The sequence below is a fragment of the Neoaquamicrobium sediminum genome (assembly GCF_013240295.1).
GTDB lineage: Bacteria > Pseudomonadota > Alphaproteobacteria > Rhizobiales > Rhizobiaceae > Aerobium > Aerobium sediminum.
On record NZ_JABETK010000001.1, the window covers coordinates 1,528,484 to 1,546,015 of the forward strand.

A 17,532-nucleotide genomic window follows, 5' to 3' on the forward strand; every position below is an offset into this window, starting at 1 on the left:
GGTGAAGCCGAGGATAACCTGCAGGATCAGCGGCGTACGGATGGCCGGTTCGATCTCGGGATGGGCGCAGGCAAACATAAGGGCAACGCGCCGGTCGGGTATTTCCCGCGATGTCTGCAGGTCGGCGTCCAGCTCTTCGGAGATGAGCTTGAGATGCTCCTGGAAGCGTTCGTTTGTTCCCCTGCGCCGCGACGAGTCGATCAGCCGCCTGCGGGCGACCGCAAGCAGCCACCCTTCCGGATTGCGCGGAACGCCTTGCGCCGGCCATTGCCGCAGCGCGGCTGCAAAGGCCTCCGCCAGCGCGTCCTCGGCGCTGGCGACGTCTCGCGTGATGGATGAAAGCAGGGCCACGAGACGGCCGTAGCTTTCGCGTGCCGCCCGGTCGGCGGCACGCCGGCTCTGGTCGAGGCTACTCATCTCCAAGATCGATGATCTGCCGCACCTCGATGGTTCCCCAGGTCGCTGCGGGGCAGCGCGCGGCCCATTTGATGGCCTCGTCCATGTTTTCGGCCCTGATGATGTAATAGCCGCCAAGCTGTTCGCGCGTTTCGGCATAGGGGCCGTCCTGCACCTTCATCTCGCCGCGGTCGACATGCACCGTGCATGCCGTGTTGGTGCGGGCCAGCGGCGCAGTCGCCACGAAGGCATTCGCCTTCCGAAGCGCCTCCCTGTAGGCGTGGAGCTGGTCCATGAAGCCCTTCATGTCTTCCGGCGGTATGTTCGAACCAGCGACCTCGTCGGCATAAAGCATCAGCATGTAGTTCATCTCGTTTCCTTCCGTGTTGGTCCGGCGAACCTGCTCGCCGTAACCATGTCGCGCCGCCGTCGCGGATTTCGACACTCTCTTCGCGCGTACGCGAAAAACAAATCGTCCCGGCCGGGCGTCACAAACCGCTCGTCTCGAACGTCACGAGGATATGGGCGAGATGCCCGATCACAAGCGGCCGACGGCCGCACCGTTTCGAGGAGTTGATCATGAACAGGAAAGCACTTTACATCAGGCACAAGGCGCAACCCGGCAAGCGCGACGAGGTCAAGCGCATCTGGGAGAAATATGCCCGCGCCTATATCGACAACGCCGACGGGCAGATCGCCTATGTCTATGGTTTCGACGACAACGACCCGGACGCGATCGTGGCCTACCAGCTCTATACCGGCGAGGCCGGTTCCGACGATTTCGTCAACCAGCCCTGGTTCAAGGATTACGAGGAGGAAACAGCCGCACTGCTGGCCGGCCCGTCGGAATTCCGCACCATCACGCCGCAATGGATCAAGGGCGACGAAGCCTGATGAAGCTGATGCCTGGAACCCGGCAGGATCGTCTGCCGGGTTCCAGCTTGCAGGCTGACAGGCAGGTCGAGAAGCGGAGGCCAGCTTTTTGTTGCAAGCTGGCTTGTCCGTCCTACGTTAGATGATGGGCATGAGGCCAGGCTCGCAGAGGCTGCGCCATACGCCCCATTGCAACCGGGTCACCGACCTCCAGGCAGGAGCATCACGTTGAAAATCGTCCGCAACAGCGACCAGCCGTCGGCCAAGGGACCGGCTGAATATTTCACCGGTTCCGTGCGCATAGACAGCCAGTTCGCCGCTCCTGAACCGGCGCGTGCGGCGGCAGCAGTCGTCACTTTCGAGCCGGGCGCAAGAACCGCCTGGCATACGCATCCCCTGGGACAGCGCCTGCTGATCGTTTCGGGCGAGGGATGGGTCCAGAAGAAGGGCGAGGCAAAACAGCTCGTGCAGGCCGGCGATACCGTCTGGTTCGAGCCGGACGAGAAGCACTGGCACGGCGCGACCGATACCAAGGCCATGGTTCACATTGCCATTCAGGAAGCCCGGGACGGTTCTCCGGTCAACTGGATGGAGCAGGTGTCGGACGACGACTACCTTGGCTGAGGCGGCCGCGTGGCGGCGTGAACGTCAATGCGGTCAGATTCGCCGGCCACTGTCCACGGGCGCTTGACGCCACCTAGGCTTTCGCCAACGGCAAGGCCCGCCTGAATCGCGTCCTCATGGAAGCCGGAACCGAAATACGAACCGCAGAACCACGTGTTCGCCCGCCCCTGCAGCGACCATAGCTGGCGCTGCGCGTCCAGCGTTGCCGCGTTGAAGAGCGGATGACGGTAGACGCCCTGCCAGAAGATCTTGTCGTCGGCTGGCCTGAGCAGCGGGCTCAGCGTGACGAACAGGGGTGTCTTGTCCGGGATATCCTGCAAGCGGTTCATCCAGTAGGTCACGCAAGGCTTGCCGCGCGCTTCGCCCGCCGCTGCTGACTGAGACAGATAGTTCCAGCTCGACCAGACGCGCCGCCGGCGTGGCATCAGCCTTTCGTCGCCGTGGAGAACGGTTTCGTTCAGCCCATAGGCAAAGGTGCCAAGCAGCTCAGTTTCCTGATCGGTGGGATCGCCAAGCAGGCGCAGCGCCTGGTCGGCGTGAGACCCGATAACCACATGGTCGAACCATTCGGGTTCGGCAGTCGATGTGGAGACCTGCACGACACCGTTGACGCGCCGGATTTCCGTGACGGGCGCGTTGGTGCGGATGCGATCACGAAAGGGTGCTACCAGCCTTTCGACATAGGCTCGGCTGCCGCCATCCACGGTGCGCCACACGGGCCGGCGAAAGAACTTCAGCAGCCCGTGGTTCTCGCAGAACCGGACAAACGAGACCGCCGGATAGCTTCCTATCTCGATGGCAGGCGTGGACCAGATCGCCGCAGCCATCGGGTAAAGGTGGTCCTCGCGGAAGGCGGTCCCGAAACCGGCCCCGTCGAGATATTCGTCAAGGCTGGCAGACGGGTCGAGGCCTCTGATCCCGGCCGGCGCCTCGCGGTAGAAGCGCACCAGGTCGCGCAGCATCGACCAGAAGCGTGGGCTCGCGATGTTCTTGTGCTGTGCGAACAAGCCGGCCAGGTTGGTGCCCGAATATTCGAGCGCGCCCTGATCCATCGAGACCGCGAACGACATGTCCGAACGCTTCGTCGGCACGTCCAGATGCCGGAAAAGTGCGGTGAGGTTCGGGTAAGTCGGCTCATTATAGACGATGAAGCCGGTGTCGACCGAAACGTCACCCACATCGACGGTATGGCAATGGCCGCCAACGCGGTTGTCAGCCTCGAAGACGGTCACGTGATGCCGTTGCGAAAGAAGCCACGCCGCGGAGAGAGCAGCTATGCCTGAACCGACCACCGCGATCTTGAGTGGACGTTCGGACTGGGGAAAATGACGCATCGGTCTCCTAGGCGTCGCGATCAAGCGACTGTCGATTTGGGTCTGCTCTTCGGTTACGTTCTACGAACGATCACGGGCGCCGGATCACCGGCAGAACGGTTTAATGCGATGGTTCGGTGTCGACGTGATCCGCTTTTGAATGATCGGCGTAGAAGGGTGCATGCATGAGGCCCACAATCACATCGGCGAAAAGCCAGGCTGGAGTGTTGCCACTCACAGGCGGCTGTCCGTCGTGAACTCGGAGGAAATTCCGCCGGCACCGGCGGCGGCCGAGTTCGTCGAGATGTTGTTGTCCGTCGCGACCCGTAAGGATCGGCAGGCCTTTGCCGCACTGTTTCGCCATTTCGGTCCGCGGCTGAAAACCTTCTTCATGCGTGGCGCCATGTCGGCCGGGTTGGCCGAAGACCTCGTACAGGAGACGATGCTCACCGTCTGGCGCAAGGCATCCTATTTCGACCCGGCCCGTGCCGGGGTGGCAACATGGATATTCACGATCGCGCGCAATCGCAGGATCGATCACCTGCGCCGGCAACGCGATCCTGCCAGCCTGCCGTTCGATCCTCCCGAAATGCCTCCATCGCAGGAGGAGGTTTTTGTCGTCGCCGAAAGAGACACGCGCATTCGCAGTGCGCTCGCCGGTCTTTCGGAGGAACAGCAGACGATCCTTCGCATGGCCTATTTCAGCGAGAAATCGCAGAGCGAAATCGCCGAGGAACTGGGGATTCCTCTCGGCACCGTGAAATCGAGAACGCGGCTGGCCATGAACCGCCTGCGCACTCTTCTGGAAGACGAAAAATGAGTTCCAACCATCACGCCAAGGACGAAACGCTGATGCGTTTTGCAGCGGGCACGCTGGCCGCAGGGCCGTCGCTTGTCGTCGAAGCACATCTGGCCGGTTGTTCGACCTGTCGGGCGCGCATAGCAGAATACGAGGCCGTGGGTGGCTCTTTCCTCGAAGACATCGAGCCGACCCAGCTCTCGGAAACAGCCCTCGCCGACACGCTCGCGATGATCGACCAGGAAGACGAGATGCCAGCGCCGGTATCGGCGCAGAAGCCCGTCGAAATCGACGGCATACGTCTGCCGGATGCACTGCGCGGCTGCGACATCGGGCGGTGGCGCTGGGCGGGCCCCGGCGTGCGGATGAGCCGCGTCGGCGTGCCTCACGACCCGGAGGCCAACCTCATCCTTCTCAAGGTCGGTCCCGGTCGCGCGCTGCCGGACCACGGTCATGTGGGCACCGAGTTCACCTATATCGTATCAGGCTCCTACACCGACAGGTTCGGGCAGTTCCGGCCGGGCGATCTCGCTGAAATGGACGAGGATGTCGAGCATCAGCCGATCGTCGACCAGGGTGCGGACTGCATCTGCCTTGCCGCGATGGAAGGCCGGATGCGCTTCAACAGCGTCATCGGCCGGATGCTGCAGCCGATATTCGGGATCTAGAGGTGGGGCCGGTTCTGCTCCTTCTGTTGGTGGCCATCTTCCTGTCACTGGCGATGACGGGGGCGTGGTTGGCAGTGAGCCGTGGTGCAAAATCCGGCTGGGTGGACGCGACCTGGTCGTTCGCCATCGGCGCGGCGGGCATAGCGGCAGCACTTGTTCCCGTCGAGGGTTGGGAAGGCGATTGGCAACGGCGCATCATCGTTGCAACGGCTGCCGGCCTGTGGTCGCTGCGGCTCGGCCTGCACATCGTTAGCCGCACCGTGAACGGCGGCGAGGACCCGCGCTATGCCGCGCTCAAGCGGGAGTGGGGCGGGCAGTGGCGCCGACAGATGCTCCATTTCCTGCAGATGCAGGCTGCCGCCGCCCTTCTTCTTGCCTGCACGATCTTTTTGGCCGCGCGCAACCCGATGCCAGGCCTGCAATGGAGCGATCTTGCCGGTATCGTCGTGCTTGCGATCGCCGTTGCCGGCGAGGGCATCGCCGATGCGCAGCTCTCACGGTTCAAGAAACGCGACGCCAACGCGGGCAAGATATGCGACGCCGGCCTTTGGGGCCTGTCGCGGCATCCAAACTATTTCTTCCAGTGGCTCGGCTGGACTGGCTACGCCCTGATAGGAATCGGCCCCTATGGTGATTGGGCATGGGGTTGGGCTGCGCTCGTCGGGCCGGCCTTCATGTACTGGCTGCTGGTACACGTATCCGGCATTCCACCGCTGGAAGAGCATATGAGACGCTCGCGCGGCGAAGCCTATGAAGCCTATGCCCGCCGGGTGAGCGCATTCTGGCCATTTCCGAAACAAAGGGAGGTCTCGACATGAATCTCGCCGTTGCAGCGATTTCCGCTGCAGAGCGTCTACCGCTGCCCGACAAGGCACTGCGGTTCGGAATCGACCGGCTTGTTGGGCGAACCGAGCAGAAGCTTGCGAGCGGCGACGACAATGTCGATGCCGATTTCGCACGGGCGATGGATGGCTGGCCGATTGCTGTCAACACCACCGAAGCCAACGACCAGCATTACGAGCTGCCGCCTGCCTTCTTCGAGATCGTGCTCGGACCGCGCCGCAAATATTCATGCTGCCTTTATCCGGACAAGGATACGATGCTGGAGGAAGCGGAACTGCTTGCGCTGGACGAAACCTGCAGGCACGCGATGCTGGAGGATGGCCAGACGATCCTCGAGCTCGGTTGCGGGTGGGGATCGCTGTCCCTCTTCATGGCCGAACGGTTCCCCGGGTCGCGCATCCTGTCCGTCTCCAACTCAGCCCCGCAGCGCCGCCACATCGAAGCCGAGATCGCGAAACGCGGGCTCACAAACCTCGTTGTCGTGACCGCCGACATGAACGCGTTTTCGCATGAAGGCCGTTTCGACCGCATCGTCTCGGTGGAGATGTTCGAGCACATGTCTAACTGGCGGCTGCTGCTGGAACGCGCGCGCGGCTGGCTGCATGACGACGGACGGATGTTCATCCATGTCTTCTCGCACCGGAACAGCCCCTACCGCTTCGATCATGCCGATCCCGCGGACTGGATTGCCCAGTACTTTTTCACCGGCGGGGTCATGCCCAGCCACGGCTTGATGCGTGAATTCTCAGAGTGGTTCAGCGTCGAGCAGGACTGGCGATGGAACGGCAGGCATTACGAACGAACTGCGCTCGACTGGCTCAGGAACTTCGACGCCAACGAAGCTGAAATCCGCTCCATCTTCGCCGAACGATACGGCCGTGACGCGCCGCTGTGGATGCGCCGCTGGCGGATGTTCTTTCTCGCGACCGCTGGCCTGTTCGGCTACGCAGATGGCGAGCCGTGGGGCGTCAGCCATTACCTGCTGCGCCCGGCAGTCAGGGCCTGACGATGAGGGCGATCGACCTCGTGCGCTCGTATGCGGCGCACCCCGATCCCCTCGTCGCGTCCGCCAATTTCATAGCCCTGCTGGTAGCATCGAACCAGCCGTTTTATCCGCTTTACGTCTACTGGCTCGCCACGGCGAATATCGAGCCGGTCTGGTACACGTTTCTGTCGACGCCGTTCTTTCTGGCCGTTCCGGCGCTGTCGCGCTGGAATACCGTGGCAGGGCGCGCGCTGCTGCCATTGGCCGGCATCGGCAACACGATCCTGTGTGCGCAGCTCTTCGGCGTGCAGTCCGCGGTGGAGATCTTCCTCATCCCCTGCGCGGTGCTGGCGATACTCCTGTTCCGCCCGGCCGAAAGGACGATCGGGTTCGCCATCGCCGGCATCGCCTTTATGGCTTTCCTGCTTCTCGGCAGCCGATACGGAACGCCGCTGGTCGCCTATGACGTCGAAGAATATGCCGCGCTCGTGCGCCTCAACGCGTCGAGTGCCGGTCTGCTGACAGTCTGCGCTGCGCTGATCTTCTCGAATGTCCTTGCCGCTGCTGAAAGGTCAGCCGAGCCGGTCGGAGACGATAAACCCGGCTGACGCGCCGACCGCGGTCACGAACATGCCCCACGGAATGTCTGCCAGAGTGAGGGTCAGCGGCCAGTCGCGCAAAGTGGCCTGGTTTGTGAGGTCGTAGGTCGCGTAGGCGACCAGCCCCAGCACCGCTCCATTGAGCGCCGCCTTGGCAACACCGCCCCCTTCCAGCGCCGGTACGACCGCGAAAAAGACGATACCGCCGATATAGATCAGGTAGAACACGATCGCCGGAACCAGCCTGAACTGTGGCGCGAGCATCTCTCCAAGCAGCGGCCGGTAGAGCGTATCGGCCATCGTGTAGAGCCAGATCGCATCGACGATCAGGAACGCGATTGCGGCGGCGAGATATGCAATGAGGATTGTCTTCATGGTCGTGCCTTTTGCGGGACTGTCTCTCCTACGGCGCTAATGTCCTTTCGGATCACCGGCAGTGAACCGAAACGGGTGTTCGAACGTATCTTTGGAAGAAAAACCGAGGACGAAGGCGATGAAGCAGCCGGCATTCTGTGTATTTGCGACTATGCTTTTCATGGCGAATCCTGCCGTAGCACAGGATGCGGCCGATCCCAGCGGTGTCTGGCTTCGTGACGACGGCAACGCCCGCGTCCAGATTGCCCCCTGCGGTGCGGACATCTGCGCAACGAACCTGTGGATCGGCGACACCAGCAAGGGGGAAGAGCCCGGCGACAAGCTGGTGATGTCCCTGGAGCCCCAGTCGGCGGATACGCTTGCCGGCACGGCCTACGATCCCAAGCGGGATCGCAGCTACTCGATCACGCTCAAGGTGGCCGAGCGCGCGCTCGTCACACGTGGATGCATCCTGGGTGGCGTTCTGTGCCGGGATGTCGGCTGGACGGCTGCGGACTAGAGATGACCCGCGAGCGCATCACGACAACCGATGCGAACGGAGCGCCGCCGGAAGCCGCCGGAACGCTCTACCCCGGCAGGGTCATGCACCAGCGCCTGAGACCGTTCGGGCACCGCTTCAGCTATCCCGTCTTCTCCCTGCTTATGGACATCGACAGGCTCGTAGAGCTGGGCCGCATGTCGCGCCTGCTTGGCGTCAACCGGGCGGGTCTTGCATCGTTTCAGGAGCGCGATCATGTCGAAAACGACGGTGAAACCCTTCGACAATTCGTAGACAGGTTACTGGCAAATGCTGGCCTGGCCGCGCCCGCAGCGAGGGTACTTCTGCTGTGCTTCCCACGCATTCTCGGCTACGTCTTCAATCCGATCTCCGTCTATTTCGCCTATGACGACACCGGCAGGCTGATCGCGCTCATATACGCGGTGCGCAACACGTTCGGTGGGCGTCACGCTTATGTCGCACCTGTGCTGGCCGGCGAGGAAAGCGCGGCCGGCATTCGTCAGGAACGCGGCAAGGCATTCCACGTCTCGCCCTTCATCGGCATGAACGCGCGCTATCATTTCCGCGTGCTGCCGCCCGGCAAGACGGTGCGTCTGCGCATTCACGAGACGGAAGACAACGCGCCTCTACTGGCCGCGACCTTCAACGGCGACGCGCTCCCGCTGGACGATGCGCATCTTGCCCGCTGCCTGGCGCGCTTTCCGTTCATGACGCTGAAGGTGGTTGGCGCGATCCATTGGCAGGCGCTCAAACTCTGGCTGAAGGGCGCGCCGTTTCACAAGAGCCCCCGGCCATACCGGCCAGACAATCGCCGCAGGGTACTCGTTGAGCGCGATTACCGCTCGCCGTCCATTTCGGCGAGCTTCCTCACGCGCCGGCGGAAATCCTCATCCGTAGAGAATTCCGCTTCCAGATAGGCGGTCACGAGATCCTTGGCGAGCCAGGCGCCCACGATCTGCGCCCCGATGCACATCACATTGACGTCGTCATGCTCCACCGACTGATGAGCGGAATGCACGTCGTGGCAGACCGCAGCGCGGATGCCCTTGACCTTGTTCGCGGCAATCGAGGCGCCGACCCCCGTGCCGCAGACCATAAGCCCACGTTCAGCCTTGCCGTCGAGGATAGACGAGGTCACCACCTTGGCTATGTCGGGAAAGTCGACGGGATCGGGCGTGTAGGACCCCGCATCGTGCACCTCATGTCCGAGCGACCGTATATGGTCCATGATGGTGGCCTTGAGCGGAAAGCCGGCGTGGTCTGAACCTATGACGATGCGCATGGATGAACTCCGAGGGGTCTTTACTGGGCTATCATACGTGGGAGCCACAAGGTGAAATCCTTTGCGAAGGTAAGGATCATCAACGTGGTCAGCAGCGGGATGTAGAAAGGCAACAGCGCCTTGAGCAATTGCCGGATCGATACTTTCGCGATGTCGGCCACCAGAAACAGCGACAGACCCATGGGAGGCGTCAGCAGGCCCAGCATCAGGTTGAAGATCGTGACGATGCCGAGCTGGACCGGGTCGACGCCGGCCAGGACAAGCGGCGGCGCAATGATGGGGACGAGCAACAATGTCGCCGTCGTCGTGGAATCCAGGAACATGCCGGCCACGAAGAAGACGAGGTTGGCGATGATCAGCAGCATGATCGGGTCGCGCGACAGGCCCAGCAGCGCTGCAGCAAAGGTCTGGGGAACCTGCTCCACGGCCAGGATCCAGCCGAACAGGGCGGCGGCGGCCACGATGATCAGTATCGCCGAAGAACTGCGGGCCGTCAGGATGGCGGAATTCCAGAGATGCGCCAGGGTCAGCTCGCGATAGAGAACCGCGCTTATGATGACCACATAGACCGCGGTTATCGCAGCAGCTTCGGTGGGGGTGAAGGCGCCGAACGTCATGCCTGCGATCATCAGCGCGGGCGCAATGATCGCCGGGATAGCCGGCAGGAAATCGCGCACGACCTCGCCGATGGTCGGCCAGCGATCCGCGCGGGGATGCTTTTCGCGCGTGGCGATGACAAGCACCGTCGTCATCAGCAGCACGGTGCACAGGATGGCCGGCATGATGCCGGCGACCAGCAACTGAACGATCGAAACGCTCGTGACCGAACCGTAGACGATCAAGGGAATCGACGGCGGAAAGATAGGCCCGATGGTTGCCGATGCGCCCGTGACCGCGCCGGCAAAGGCGGCGCTGAATCCACGCTTGCGCATGGCCTCGATCTCGATGCGCCCGAGCCCTCCAATATCCGCCAGAGCGGCACCCGACATGCCGGAAAAGATGAGGCTGCCGAAAACATTCACCTGCGCCAGCCCACCGGGCACCCGTCCGACCAGAGTATAGGCGAACCGGAATATGCGGTCGGTGATGCCCGACAGGTTCATCAGATTGCCGACGAATATGAAGAGCGGCACGGCCACGAGAGGAAAGGAATCGAGCGCGTAGGTAATGCGCTGGGCCAGAAGCCCGAGCGGCAAACCTTCAATCAGCACATACGCGATCGATGGTAGCAGGATCGCATACACTACCGGAAAGCCCAGCATGAAGAGGGCCAGAAAAGCGACAATGACGGCGAAGCCCATGATTACAGCACCACGTTCTTGTCCGCCTGCGGCGGCTTGCGCAGATGAAGGAGGTGAACGACCGCCGCGCCTGCGAAGCCAAGAAGGGTCGCGCCGAGAAACAGCCAGAACGGAATACCGAGCGTCGGCGTTGCGTTGTTCAGGTTCCGGGAGATGTTGCTGGCAGTGACGTATGCGATGAAGGCGGTTGCAGCGATGGCGCCGATCGAGATCAGGACGTTGAGCACCCGCCTCGGCCGGTCCGGAAGAGCGGCCTTGAACTCACCCATGACGATGTTCTCGCCCTTCTGCACGACCAGCGGATAGGCACAGAAAATCAGGCAGATCAGCAGGAAACGCGTGAACTCTTCCGCGCCGATGAAGGGCTGGACGAAAACACCGCGCATGATGACCTGCGCGGTCGGAACGAGCACCAGACCCGCCAGGATCATCACGACCAGCGCGGTCATGATGCGTTCGACGATGCGCATTCTTCCTCCCTGCCCGCCGCCTTCGCGGGTTCGTTTTCATGAGACTGAACGGCCGGGGCGGAAAACCCCGGCCGGCTCTCGGTGCGTTATTCGACCGCCTGGATCTGCTCGATCAGCGGCGTGAAGCTCGGAAAGTCCTGGGCGATCTGCTTGTTGACGCTTTCGCGGAAGGCGGTGAGGTCGAGCCCGTCGGCTTCGGTGATGAAGGTCATGCCGCGGCCCTTGAGCTCTTCGACCAGCTTTGCCTCCCCTTCCTGGGCCATCTGCAGAGACTTCGTCGCCTCGTCGTCAAGCACCTTGGTGATCGCCGCGCGCTGGTCTTCGCCCAACCCCTGCCAGACCTCCTCGTTGACGAACACCGCCAGCACGGCGCGCATGTGTCCGGTCATCGAGACATGCGACTGCACCTCATTGAGGTTGTTGGCCGCGATCATGGTGAGCGGATTTTCCTGACCCACACCACCCGCCGGTCATGAGCGCGGTCGGCAGTTCCGCCACCTCGACCGGGGTCGGGATCGCGCCGAAGCCCTTCACCATGGACACCCACAATTCGAGCGGCACGGCGCGGAAGGGCTTGCCGGACAGGTCGGCCGGCGTCTTCACGGGGAAGTTGGACGAAATCTGGCGGTCGCCGCGATAGATGCGGCCGATGATGCGTACGCCCTGTGCGACCAGCTTCTCGTTGATGGCCTGAAGGGCCGGTGAGGTTGCAGGATCGGTCGCGGCGAGTGCGTGGGCGCCATCGCGGTAGATGAAAGGCGCGTTGAACACGGCAACCTCAGGCACGAGGCGCGCCAGAGAGGCAAAGTCGTGATGGCCGATCGAGATGGAACCCATGCGGATACCATCGACCATTTCGGCGACGCCGCCGAGCTGGCTCGCAGGATAAACGGTCACTGTGACATCGCCATCTGTCGCCGAAGCGATGCCTTCGGCCGCCTGGGCAGCGTAGATCGTCTGGATGTCGCCTTCGGCGCCCACGTGGGCATAACGCAGTTCGGCGGCAACGGCCGCTCCCGTCATGGCAAGTGCTATGGCCGCGCCGGTGAATGCGCGCGTGATTGTCCTATGCAGCATATCGAAATCCTCCCTTGATTTTCAGGCTTCGTGCTTAGGTCTGCGGCCTCCGGGTGAAGGCCGAGATCAGGCTGCGGCGACGAAACTCGTCGCCGATGGCGAAGTGGTCGCGCAGCTTGCGATCGGCTGCGTCCGCGTCGCGCTCCACAATCGACAGAAAAACCTCCCGGTGCGCCTCGACGAGATAGTCTACAATGCCGGGCTCCGAGACAGTCACCTCGCGACGCTGAACGTGGCTGCGCCGAAGGAGCTCGCCGATCGCCCCGTAAAGCGTGACCAGCGCCTCGCTACGGCTTGCCTCGACGATCGCCTGGTGAAAGGCAAAATCGGCAGCACCGCCGTCCATCGGGTCATGCAGGGTATCCATGAGTTGCGTGAGCCTGGAGCCGATGTGCTTGAGGTCCGTCTCGGTGGCCCGCTCGCAGGCCAGGCGAATCGCCTGGCATTCGATCGCGATACGCGCCTGCATTACGTCGTCGAGAATGTCGGGCTGCTGGGCGAGGCTGAAGGTGAAGAAGTCCGACAGCACGTTGATGTCCGCCTGGCGCACATAGGCGCCCTTTCCGTGCCGGATATCCAGAAAGCCCAGCATCGACAGCGAGCGCAGCGCCTCGCGCAGAACCGGCCTAGACACGCCCAGCCGCAGCGAAAGCTCGCGCTCACCCAACAGCCGCTCACCGGGCTTCAGCGAACCGTCAACCAGCGCATCGCGGAAAAAGGCGAATACCTTTTCCGCGCCCGACAGGTCGTCATTTTCGGCAAGCACCGTCGACATCGGCCGGCTCTCCTCCCAAGTGGCCTTACAGTGGTCTGACCACTGATTCCCGAATCCGAACCGGCTGTCAAGCGCGCTCGCAACGCGGCCCGGTCGGATCGGCTCGGATCGGATCAACAGAGACGGAAAAGTCAGATACCTGCGGCAGTCACCGCGAGAAGTGCTCCAGCGCAGTTTTCATCTACCGCCGCATGCGGTCGAACTCGAATGCCCCCGGCCTGGACCGGCAAAAAGCCACCAGCCGACACAAGAGGCATATAAAACAGATCGTTTGGGGAAATTGGTGGAGCCAAGCGGGATCGAACCGCTGACCTCCTGCATGCCATGCAGGCGCTCTCCCAGCTGAGCTATGGCCCCACACCGACCCGGAAGGCCGGAGCCGTCTCCGGCTCTATCCCGGCGCGCATGGGAGGCGCGCCGGTTTTCGATGGCGGCTTCTAAACCCGCCCGCAGACAATATCAAGCCTCGCAAGAGGCCTTTTTAAAGTCAGCTTTCGTCGTCGTCGTCGCCGACGCTGATGATGCCGGAAACGTCGTCCTCGTCTTCCTCCTCATCGGCCAGGAAAGCGTCGTCATCGTCGTCGCCGAGATCCACGTCCTCTTCGTCCTCGATCGAGACGTCGTCGCTGTCGCCCTTCGCCTCGTCGTCGGCATCCTCGAGCGACACGATTTCCGCGCCGGATTCTTCTGCGTCGAGTTCCTTTTCCTCGACCTCGTCGTCATCGCTGACCGAGGAGGAGCCGCTGTCGAAATAGGACAGCGGGTAGCTCTGGCCCGTATAGGGAGAGACGATCGGGTCCTTGTTCAGGTCGTAAAATTTACGGCCCGTTTCCGGGCAAATGCGTTTGGTGCCGAGATCGGGTTTAGCCACGTCTTGCCTCTTGTTCTGCTTGCTTTCAGGTCGCCGTCGTTGGAGCCGCGGCCAAAAGGGCGGCACACTTCGGCGACAGCCCCTTCCTCGAAAAAAGTGGGGTCCCCATAACTGCAAGTTGGCGTGCTGTCAAAGCCTATGTCAACAGGCTTTGCACGGCGGCGTTGCGTGTAACCCCCATTGCTGAAAAACCCTTTTCAGGCAAGGGCTGCCGGCAGGGGATGACCGGCTCCGAGGCTCATGGTAGAGACCGGCCCAAACTGGAACGCCCCGGCACGGGGCCGCAAGGATCGTCAGCATGAACAGCCTCGCCTCCCCAAGCTCCGCAACCGCGTCGAGGTCGGAAACGCTTTCCGGCAGTGTGCGGGTCCCGGGCGACAAGTCGATTTCGCACCGATCGTTCATGTTCGGCGGGCTGGCGGCAGGCGAGACGCGCATCACAGGCCTGCTTGAGGGCGAGGATGTATTGCGCACCGGCGAGGCGATGAAGGCGATGGGCGCGCGCATCGAGAAAGCTGACGACGAATGGATCATCCAGGGGGTCGGCAATGGCTGCCTGCTGGAGCCGGTCGCACCGCTCGATTTCGGCAATGCCGGCACCGGAGCGCGCCTGACCATGGGGCTTGTCGGCACCTACGACATGGCGACGACGTTCGTCGGCGACGCGTCCCTTTCCAAGCGACCGATGGGGCGTGTCCTCGATCCGCTGCGCGAAATGGGCGTGCAGGTGGTTTCCGCCGCCGATGGCGGGCGCCTGCCGCTGACGCTGCGCGGCCCCAAACGGGCCGCACCGATCAGCTACCGGGTGCCCATGGCTTCCGCGCAGGTGAAGTCGGCTGTGCTGCTCGCCGCGCTGAACACGCCGGGCATCACCACCGTGATCGAACCGATCATGACCCGCGACCACACCGAGAAGATGCTTGCGGGCTTCGGCGCCGAACTGGAAGTCGAAACCGACGCCGAAGGCGTGCGCCATATACGCATCCAGGGCGAGGGCCGGCTTTCCGGCCAGACGATTGCCGTGCCGGGCGACCCGTCGTCGGCTGCTTTCCCGCTGGTTGCGGCGCTGATTGTGCCCGGTTCGGATGTCACGATAGAGAACGTGCTGATGAACCCGACGCGCACCGGGCTGATCGACACGCTCATGAAAATGGGCGGCAACATCGAGGTGATCAACAGGCGCGATGCCGGCGGCGAGGAGGTCGCCGACCTGCGGGTGCGCCACAGCGATCTGAGCGGCGTGACGGTGCCGCCAGCACGCGCGCCATTCATGATCGACGAATATCCCGTGCTTGCCGTGGCGGCCAGCTTCGCCGAGGGCGAGACGGTGATGGACGGGCTCGACGAGCTCCGCGTCAAGGAAAGCGACCGCCTTGCCGCCGTCGCGCGCGGGCTCGAGGCGAACGGCGTCGACTGCACGGAGGGCGAAGCGTCGCTCACCGTGCGCGGGCGCCCCGGCGGCAAGGGACTCGGCGGCGGGACGGTCGAGACCCATCTCGACCACCGCATCGCCATGAGCTTCCTGGTCATGGGACTTGCTGCCGAAAAGCCGGTCACGGTCGACGACCGCGGCATGGTGGCCACCAGCTTTCCCGAATTCTTCGACCTGATGAAGGGGCTTGGGGCGCAGATCGACTAGCTGCAGTATCTCGCGGCGGTGCTGTGCCAACGGCACGGCGTTTCCCTTGTCCGGCTCGCGTGTTAGCCAATGTCAGGTTCGGCAAGGGAGGAGCACGTGCGACAGATCGACTTCTATTTCGACATCATTTCCCCTTTCGCGCATGTGGCGCTCGCACGGTTCGGCGAATTGCCGGCAGATGTGGAGGTAAAGCCGAAGCCGATCCTGCTTGGGCCGTTGCTCGCCCATTGGGGACAGCGTGGCCCCGCAGAAATCGCGCCGAAGCGGCTGCACACCTATCGCGTCTCGTGCTTCCTCGGCGAAAAATACGGACTGGCAATGCGCTTCCCGCAGCGCCACCCGTTCAATCCCCTGGCAGCCATGCGGCTGCTGGCAGGTGCGGACGCAGACCTTGCAACGGTGCGCAAAGCCTTCGACTTCGTCTTCTCGGACGGCCGCGCACCGGATAATGAAAGCGATCTGGCGGCCTTCGCCGCGTGTACCGGCGTCGACCCGGCCTTGGCCGGCAAACAGAACGCCAAGGACCGATTGCGCGCACTGACCGACGAGGCGATCGCCCGCGGCGTCTTCGGCGTGCCGACCTTCGCGGTGGATGACGAACTGTTCTGGGGTGTCGACGCCTTCGACATGCTGCTTGCCTGGCTGGAGGAACCCGAAATATTCACGCGCGCGCCCTATGCCGGGCTGGATCAGATCGAGACCGGCATCGTCCGCAAGGCGGCGACCGGCTGACTGCCGGCAACTCTACTGAGAATCGAAAAAAGGAGAGAACAATGGCTGGCGACAACAAGGTTGCGATGGTGGTCGGCGGCGGCTCCGGCATGGGGGCGGCCTCGGCGCGCAAGCTGGCTGAAAGCGGATACGAGGTCGCCGTGCTTTCGTCTTCGGGCAAAGGGGAGGCGCTGGCCAAGGAGCTGGGCGGACTGGGTTTTACCGGCTCCAACCAGTCGAGCGAAGACCTCGAGCGTTTCGTGACCGCCGCCATGGATCGCTGGGGCCGGATCGACGTGCTCGTCAACGGCGCCGGCCACGGGCCTCGCGCGCCGCTCCTGGAGATCACCGATGAGCAGTGGCACATCGGTTTCGACGTCTATTTCATGAACGTCGTGCGGGCCACGCGCCTCGTCGCGCCGCTGATGGCTAGGAACGGCGGCGGCGCTATCGTCAACATCTCCACGGCCTGGGTGGACGAGCCAAGCGCGATGTTTCCGACCTCGGCGGTCGCGCGGGCGGGACTTGCGGCCTACACCAAGCTCTTCGCCGATGAATACGCGACGCGCAACGTACGCATGAACAATGTCCTGCCCGGCTGGATCGACAGCATCGCCCCGACGGAAGAACGCCGCGAGAGCGTGCCGATGAAGCGCTACGGGCGAAGCGAGGAAGTGGCCGAACTCGTACTCTTCCTGGCGTCGGAGAAATCCTCCTACATCACCGGCCAGAGCCTGCGCATCGATGGCGGACTGATGCGTTCGACCTGACGGCCGGCCAGCACTTACCCGCGAGGTAATTGGCGGCCACACCCATTTTCTATCTCTGCCTGTCGCACCGGTTCAAGAGGAGAAGATCATGGGACGCATCATCGCAACGCAGTACATGTCGCTCGACGGCGTCATCCAGGATCCGGTCGGCATGGAAGGCTCCGGCCTAGGTGACTGGACGGGTCCGTTCAGCCGCGGCCCGACGGGCGACGCCTTCAAGCACCGCGAACTGGCGGATGCGAACGCCATGATCTACGGGCGGGTGACCTATGACGGGTTCGCCGCCGTGTGGCCCTTGGTGAACGATCCGGAAGGCTACGCGGCACGCATCAACAGCCTTCCCAAATACGTCGCGTCACGGACGCTCGAAACCGTTGACTGGTCCAATTCCAGCCTGATCGAAGGAGATCTTGTCGATGCCGCGCGAAAGATCCGCGCCAGCGTCGACGGCGACGTCCTGATCTTCGGCAGCGCTTCTATCGTCCACCAGCTTCTGCCGCACGGCCTCGTCGACGAGCTTAGGCTGATGGTCTTTCCGACAATCCTCGGGCGCGGTACGCGGCTGTTTCCCGACGGCGTGGCGGCAACGCTGGAACTTGCCGGCAACGAGCAGTTCGGCGATGGCATCGTGCTGCTGCGCTACACGACCGTACAGCCGTAGT

The 17,532-nt window shown here is 63.0% G+C and carries 23 protein-coding genes, 1 tRNA gene and 1 pseudogene; 13 read left to right on the forward strand and 12 right to left on the reverse strand.

The annotated features are described in order from the left end of the window. Window positions 1-237: 237 nt before the first annotated feature. A pseudogene (locus tag HK436_RS32900) lies at window positions 238-417 on the reverse strand (RNA polymerase subunit sigma-70); the annotation flags it as partial. After that, on the reverse strand, window positions 410-841 hold the full coding sequence (locus HK436_RS07365; RefSeq protein ID WP_312860517.1) for a YciI family protein: 432 nt from the start codon (window positions 839-841) through the stop codon (window positions 410-412). The gene HK436_RS07365 and the pseudogene HK436_RS32900, both read right to left, overlap by 8 nt. Window positions 842-975: 134 nt before the next feature. Here HK436_RS07365 and HK436_RS07370 point away from each other — a divergent pair, with 134 nt between their 5' ends. Further along, window positions 976-1,290, forward strand: a complete 315-nt coding sequence (locus HK436_RS07370) for a putative quinol monooxygenase (protein ID WP_173188479.1) — start codon at window positions 976-978, stop codon at window positions 1,288-1,290. Window positions 1,291-1,497: 207 nt separating this feature from the next. Continuing rightward, window positions 1,498-1,893, forward strand: coding sequence for a (R)-mandelonitrile lyase (locus tag HK436_RS07375; protein ID WP_173188481.1), 396 nt, complete (start codon window positions 1,498-1,500; stop codon window positions 1,891-1,893). On the opposite strand, the gene HK436_RS07380 is transcribed toward HK436_RS07375, so the two are convergent. Next, window positions 1,881-3,227 carry an NAD(P)/FAD-dependent oxidoreductase gene (locus HK436_RS07380; protein ID WP_173188483.1) on the reverse strand — a complete coding sequence of 449 codons (1,347 nt, stop codon included), beginning with the start codon at window positions 3,225-3,227 and terminating at the stop codon, window positions 1,881-1,883. The genes HK436_RS07375 and HK436_RS07380 overlap by 13 nt on opposite strands. 160 nt (window positions 3,228-3,387) lie before the next feature. Between HK436_RS07380 and HK436_RS07385 the strand changes: the two genes are divergently transcribed. From HK436_RS07385 to HK436_RS07405, 5 genes are read left to right on the forward strand one after another with little or no spacing between them, the layout of a single operon-like run. Further along, entirely contained in the window at window positions 3,388-4,026 is a 639-nt protein-coding gene (locus HK436_RS07385) for a sigma-70 family RNA polymerase sigma factor (protein ID WP_173188485.1), read from the forward strand. Then, window positions 4,023-4,673 carry a ChrR family anti-sigma-E factor gene (locus tag HK436_RS07390; protein WP_173188487.1) on the forward strand — a complete coding sequence of 217 codons (651 nt, stop codon included), beginning with the start codon at window positions 4,023-4,025 and terminating at the stop codon, window positions 4,671-4,673. The genes HK436_RS07385 and HK436_RS07390 overlap by 4 nt, the downstream gene beginning before the upstream one ends. Before the next feature lie 2 nt (window positions 4,674-4,675). Beyond that, window positions 4,676-5,491, forward strand: a complete 816-nt coding sequence (locus HK436_RS07395; protein ID WP_312860518.1) for a DUF1295 domain-containing protein — start codon at window positions 4,676-4,678, stop codon at window positions 5,489-5,491. Then, window positions 5,488-6,522: an SAM-dependent methyltransferase gene (locus tag HK436_RS07400; RefSeq protein ID WP_173188489.1), complete on the forward strand. Its 1,035-nt coding sequence runs from the start codon at window positions 5,488-5,490 to the stop codon at window positions 6,520-6,522. The genes HK436_RS07395 and HK436_RS07400 overlap by 4 nt, the downstream gene beginning before the upstream one ends. Before the next feature lie 2 nt (window positions 6,523-6,524). Next, the gene (locus HK436_RS07405) at window positions 6,525-7,109 is read left to right on the forward strand and encodes a hypothetical protein (protein ID WP_173188490.1); all 585 of its coding nucleotides are present in this window, start codon (window positions 6,525-6,527) and stop codon (window positions 7,107-7,109) included. Here HK436_RS07405 and HK436_RS07410 read toward each other — a convergent pair. Beyond that, window positions 7,074-7,475, reverse strand: a complete 402-nt coding sequence (locus HK436_RS07410; RefSeq protein ID WP_173188491.1) for a DUF2177 family protein — start codon at window positions 7,473-7,475, stop codon at window positions 7,074-7,076. The genes HK436_RS07405 and HK436_RS07410 overlap by 36 nt on opposite strands. A gap of 118 nt (window positions 7,476-7,593) precedes the next feature. On the opposite strand from HK436_RS07410, the gene HK436_RS07415 reads away from it, so the two are divergent. Continuing rightward, window positions 7,594-7,974: a DUF2147 domain-containing protein gene (locus tag HK436_RS07415; protein ID WP_244648596.1), complete on the forward strand. Its 381-nt coding sequence runs from the start codon at window positions 7,594-7,596 to the stop codon at window positions 7,972-7,974. Window positions 7,975-7,976: 2 nt separating this feature from the next. Continuing rightward, window positions 7,977-8,891: a DUF1365 domain-containing protein gene (locus tag HK436_RS07420; RefSeq protein WP_173188492.1), complete on the forward strand. Its 915-nt coding sequence runs from the start codon at window positions 7,977-7,979 to the stop codon at window positions 8,889-8,891. Here the strand turns inward: HK436_RS07420 and rpiB are convergent. The 8 genes from rpiB to HK436_RS07455 all read right to left on the reverse strand — a co-directional run bounded on the left by rpiB (window position 8,810) and on the right by HK436_RS07455 (window position 13,750). Next, window positions 8,810-9,256: a ribose 5-phosphate isomerase B gene (rpiB, locus tag HK436_RS07425; protein ID WP_173188493.1), complete on the reverse strand. Its 447-nt coding sequence runs from the start codon at window positions 9,254-9,256 to the stop codon at window positions 8,810-8,812. The two genes, HK436_RS07420 and rpiB, sit on opposite strands and share 82 nt — an antisense overlap. 20 nt (window positions 9,257-9,276) lie before the next feature. Next, window positions 9,277-10,557: a TRAP transporter large permease gene (locus tag HK436_RS07430; RefSeq protein WP_173188494.1), complete on the reverse strand. Its 1,281-nt coding sequence runs from the start codon at window positions 10,555-10,557 to the stop codon at window positions 9,277-9,279. Between the two features lie 2 nt (window positions 10,558-10,559). Then, on the reverse strand, window positions 10,560-11,027 hold the full coding sequence (locus tag HK436_RS07435) for a TRAP transporter small permease (protein WP_173188495.1): 468 nt from the start codon (window positions 11,025-11,027) through the stop codon (window positions 10,560-10,562). A gap of 86 nt (window positions 11,028-11,113) precedes the next feature. Further along, a complete protein-coding gene (locus HK436_RS32305) occupies window positions 11,114-11,461 on the reverse strand; it encodes a type 2 periplasmic-binding domain-containing protein (protein WP_280515583.1) in 348 nt (115 codons plus the stop codon). Then, window positions 11,436-12,104, reverse strand: coding sequence for a TRAP transporter substrate-binding protein (locus HK436_RS32310; protein WP_280515584.1), 669 nt, complete (start codon window positions 12,102-12,104; stop codon window positions 11,436-11,438). The genes HK436_RS32305 and HK436_RS32310 overlap by 26 nt, the downstream gene beginning before the upstream one ends. Before the next feature lie 34 nt (window positions 12,105-12,138). Further along, window positions 12,139-12,879 (reverse strand): FadR/GntR family transcriptional regulator, encoded by a 741-nt coding sequence (locus HK436_RS07445; RefSeq protein ID WP_173188496.1) that lies wholly within the window; start codon window positions 12,877-12,879, stop codon window positions 12,139-12,141. Window positions 12,880-13,160: 281 nt separating this feature from the next. Continuing rightward, window positions 13,161-13,236: transfer RNA gene (locus HK436_RS07450), tRNA-Ala, on the reverse strand. Between the two features lie 130 nt (window positions 13,237-13,366). Further along, window positions 13,367-13,750 (reverse strand): TIGR02300 family protein, encoded by a 384-nt coding sequence (locus HK436_RS07455; RefSeq protein WP_173188497.1) that lies wholly within the window; start codon window positions 13,748-13,750, stop codon window positions 13,367-13,369. Window positions 13,751-14,048: 298 nt separating this feature from the next. On the opposite strand from HK436_RS07455, the gene aroA reads away from it, so the two are divergent. From aroA to HK436_RS07475, 4 genes are all read left to right on the forward strand, one after another. Continuing rightward, entirely contained in the window at window positions 14,049-15,389 is a 1,341-nt protein-coding gene (aroA, locus tag HK436_RS07460; RefSeq protein WP_173188499.1) for a 3-phosphoshikimate 1-carboxyvinyltransferase, read from the forward strand. A 96-nt stretch (window positions 15,390-15,485) separates the two neighbouring features. Beyond that, entirely contained in the window at window positions 15,486-16,121 is a 636-nt protein-coding gene (locus tag HK436_RS07465; protein WP_173188501.1) for a 2-hydroxychromene-2-carboxylate isomerase, read from the forward strand. Window positions 16,122-16,162: 41 nt separating this feature from the next. Then, window positions 16,163-16,870 (forward strand): SDR family oxidoreductase, encoded by a 708-nt coding sequence (locus HK436_RS07470; protein WP_173188503.1) that lies wholly within the window; start codon window positions 16,163-16,165, stop codon window positions 16,868-16,870. A gap of 88 nt (window positions 16,871-16,958) precedes the next feature. Beyond that, window positions 16,959-17,531, forward strand: coding sequence for a dihydrofolate reductase family protein (locus HK436_RS07475; protein ID WP_173188505.1), 573 nt, complete (start codon window positions 16,959-16,961; stop codon window positions 17,529-17,531). Window position 17,532 lies beyond the last annotated feature (1 nt).

Excerpts from the sequence above, each read along its gene's own strand:
- HK436_RS07385 (WP_173188485.1), top strand. The coding sequence starts at position 3,388 with ATGCATGAGGCCCACAATCACATCGGCGAAAAGCCAGGCTGGAGTGTT.
- HK436_RS32310 (WP_280515584.1), bottom strand. The coding sequence starts at position 12,104 with ATGCTGCATAGGACAATCACGCGCGCATTCACCGGCGCGGCCATAGCA.
- HK436_RS07420 (WP_173188492.1), top strand. The coding sequence starts at position 7,977 with ATGACCCGCGAGCGCATCACGACAACCGATGCGAACGGAGCGCCGCCG.
- HK436_RS07410 (WP_173188491.1), bottom strand. The coding sequence starts at position 7,475 with ATGAAGACAATCCTCATTGCATATCTCGCCGCCGCAATCGCGTTCCTG.
- HK436_RS07435 (WP_173188495.1), bottom strand. The coding sequence starts at position 11,027 with ATGCGCATCGTCGAACGCATCATGACCGCGCTGGTCGTGATGATCCTG.
- HK436_RS07475 (WP_173188505.1), top strand. The coding sequence starts at position 16,959 with ATGGGACGCATCATCGCAACGCAGTACATGTCGCTCGACGGCGTCATC.
- HK436_RS07400 (WP_173188489.1), top strand. The coding sequence starts at position 5,488 with ATGAATCTCGCCGTTGCAGCGATTTCCGCTGCAGAGCGTCTACCGCTG.
- HK436_RS07445 (WP_173188496.1), bottom strand. The coding sequence starts at position 12,879 with ATGTCGACGGTGCTTGCCGAAAATGACGACCTGTCGGGCGCGGAAAAG.
- HK436_RS07405 (WP_173188490.1), top strand. The coding sequence starts at position 6,525 with ATGAGGGCGATCGACCTCGTGCGCTCGTATGCGGCGCACCCCGATCCC.
- HK436_RS07415 (WP_244648596.1), top strand. The coding sequence starts at position 7,594 with ATGAAGCAGCCGGCATTCTGTGTATTTGCGACTATGCTTTTCATGGCG.
- HK436_RS07380 (WP_173188483.1), bottom strand. The coding sequence starts at position 3,227 with ATGCGTCATTTTCCCCAGTCCGAACGTCCACTCAAGATCGCGGTGGTC.
- aroA (WP_173188499.1), top strand. The coding sequence starts at position 14,049 with ATGAACAGCCTCGCCTCCCCAAGCTCCGCAACCGCGTCGAGGTCGGAA.
- HK436_RS07470 (WP_173188503.1), top strand. The coding sequence starts at position 16,163 with ATGGCTGGCGACAACAAGGTTGCGATGGTGGTCGGCGGCGGCTCCGGC.
- HK436_RS07430 (WP_173188494.1), bottom strand. The coding sequence starts at position 10,557 with ATGGGCTTCGCCGTCATTGTCGCTTTTCTGGCCCTCTTCATGCTGGGC.
- HK436_RS07390 (WP_173188487.1), top strand. The coding sequence starts at position 4,023 with ATGAGTTCCAACCATCACGCCAAGGACGAAACGCTGATGCGTTTTGCA.
- rpiB (WP_173188493.1), bottom strand. The coding sequence starts at position 9,256 with ATGCGCATCGTCATAGGTTCAGACCACGCCGGCTTTCCGCTCAAGGCC.
- HK436_RS07370 (WP_173188479.1), top strand. The coding sequence starts at position 976 with ATGAACAGGAAAGCACTTTACATCAGGCACAAGGCGCAACCCGGCAAG.
- HK436_RS32305 (WP_280515583.1), bottom strand. The coding sequence starts at position 11,461 with ATGATCGCGGCCAACAACCTCAATGAGGTGCAGTCGCATGTCTCGATG.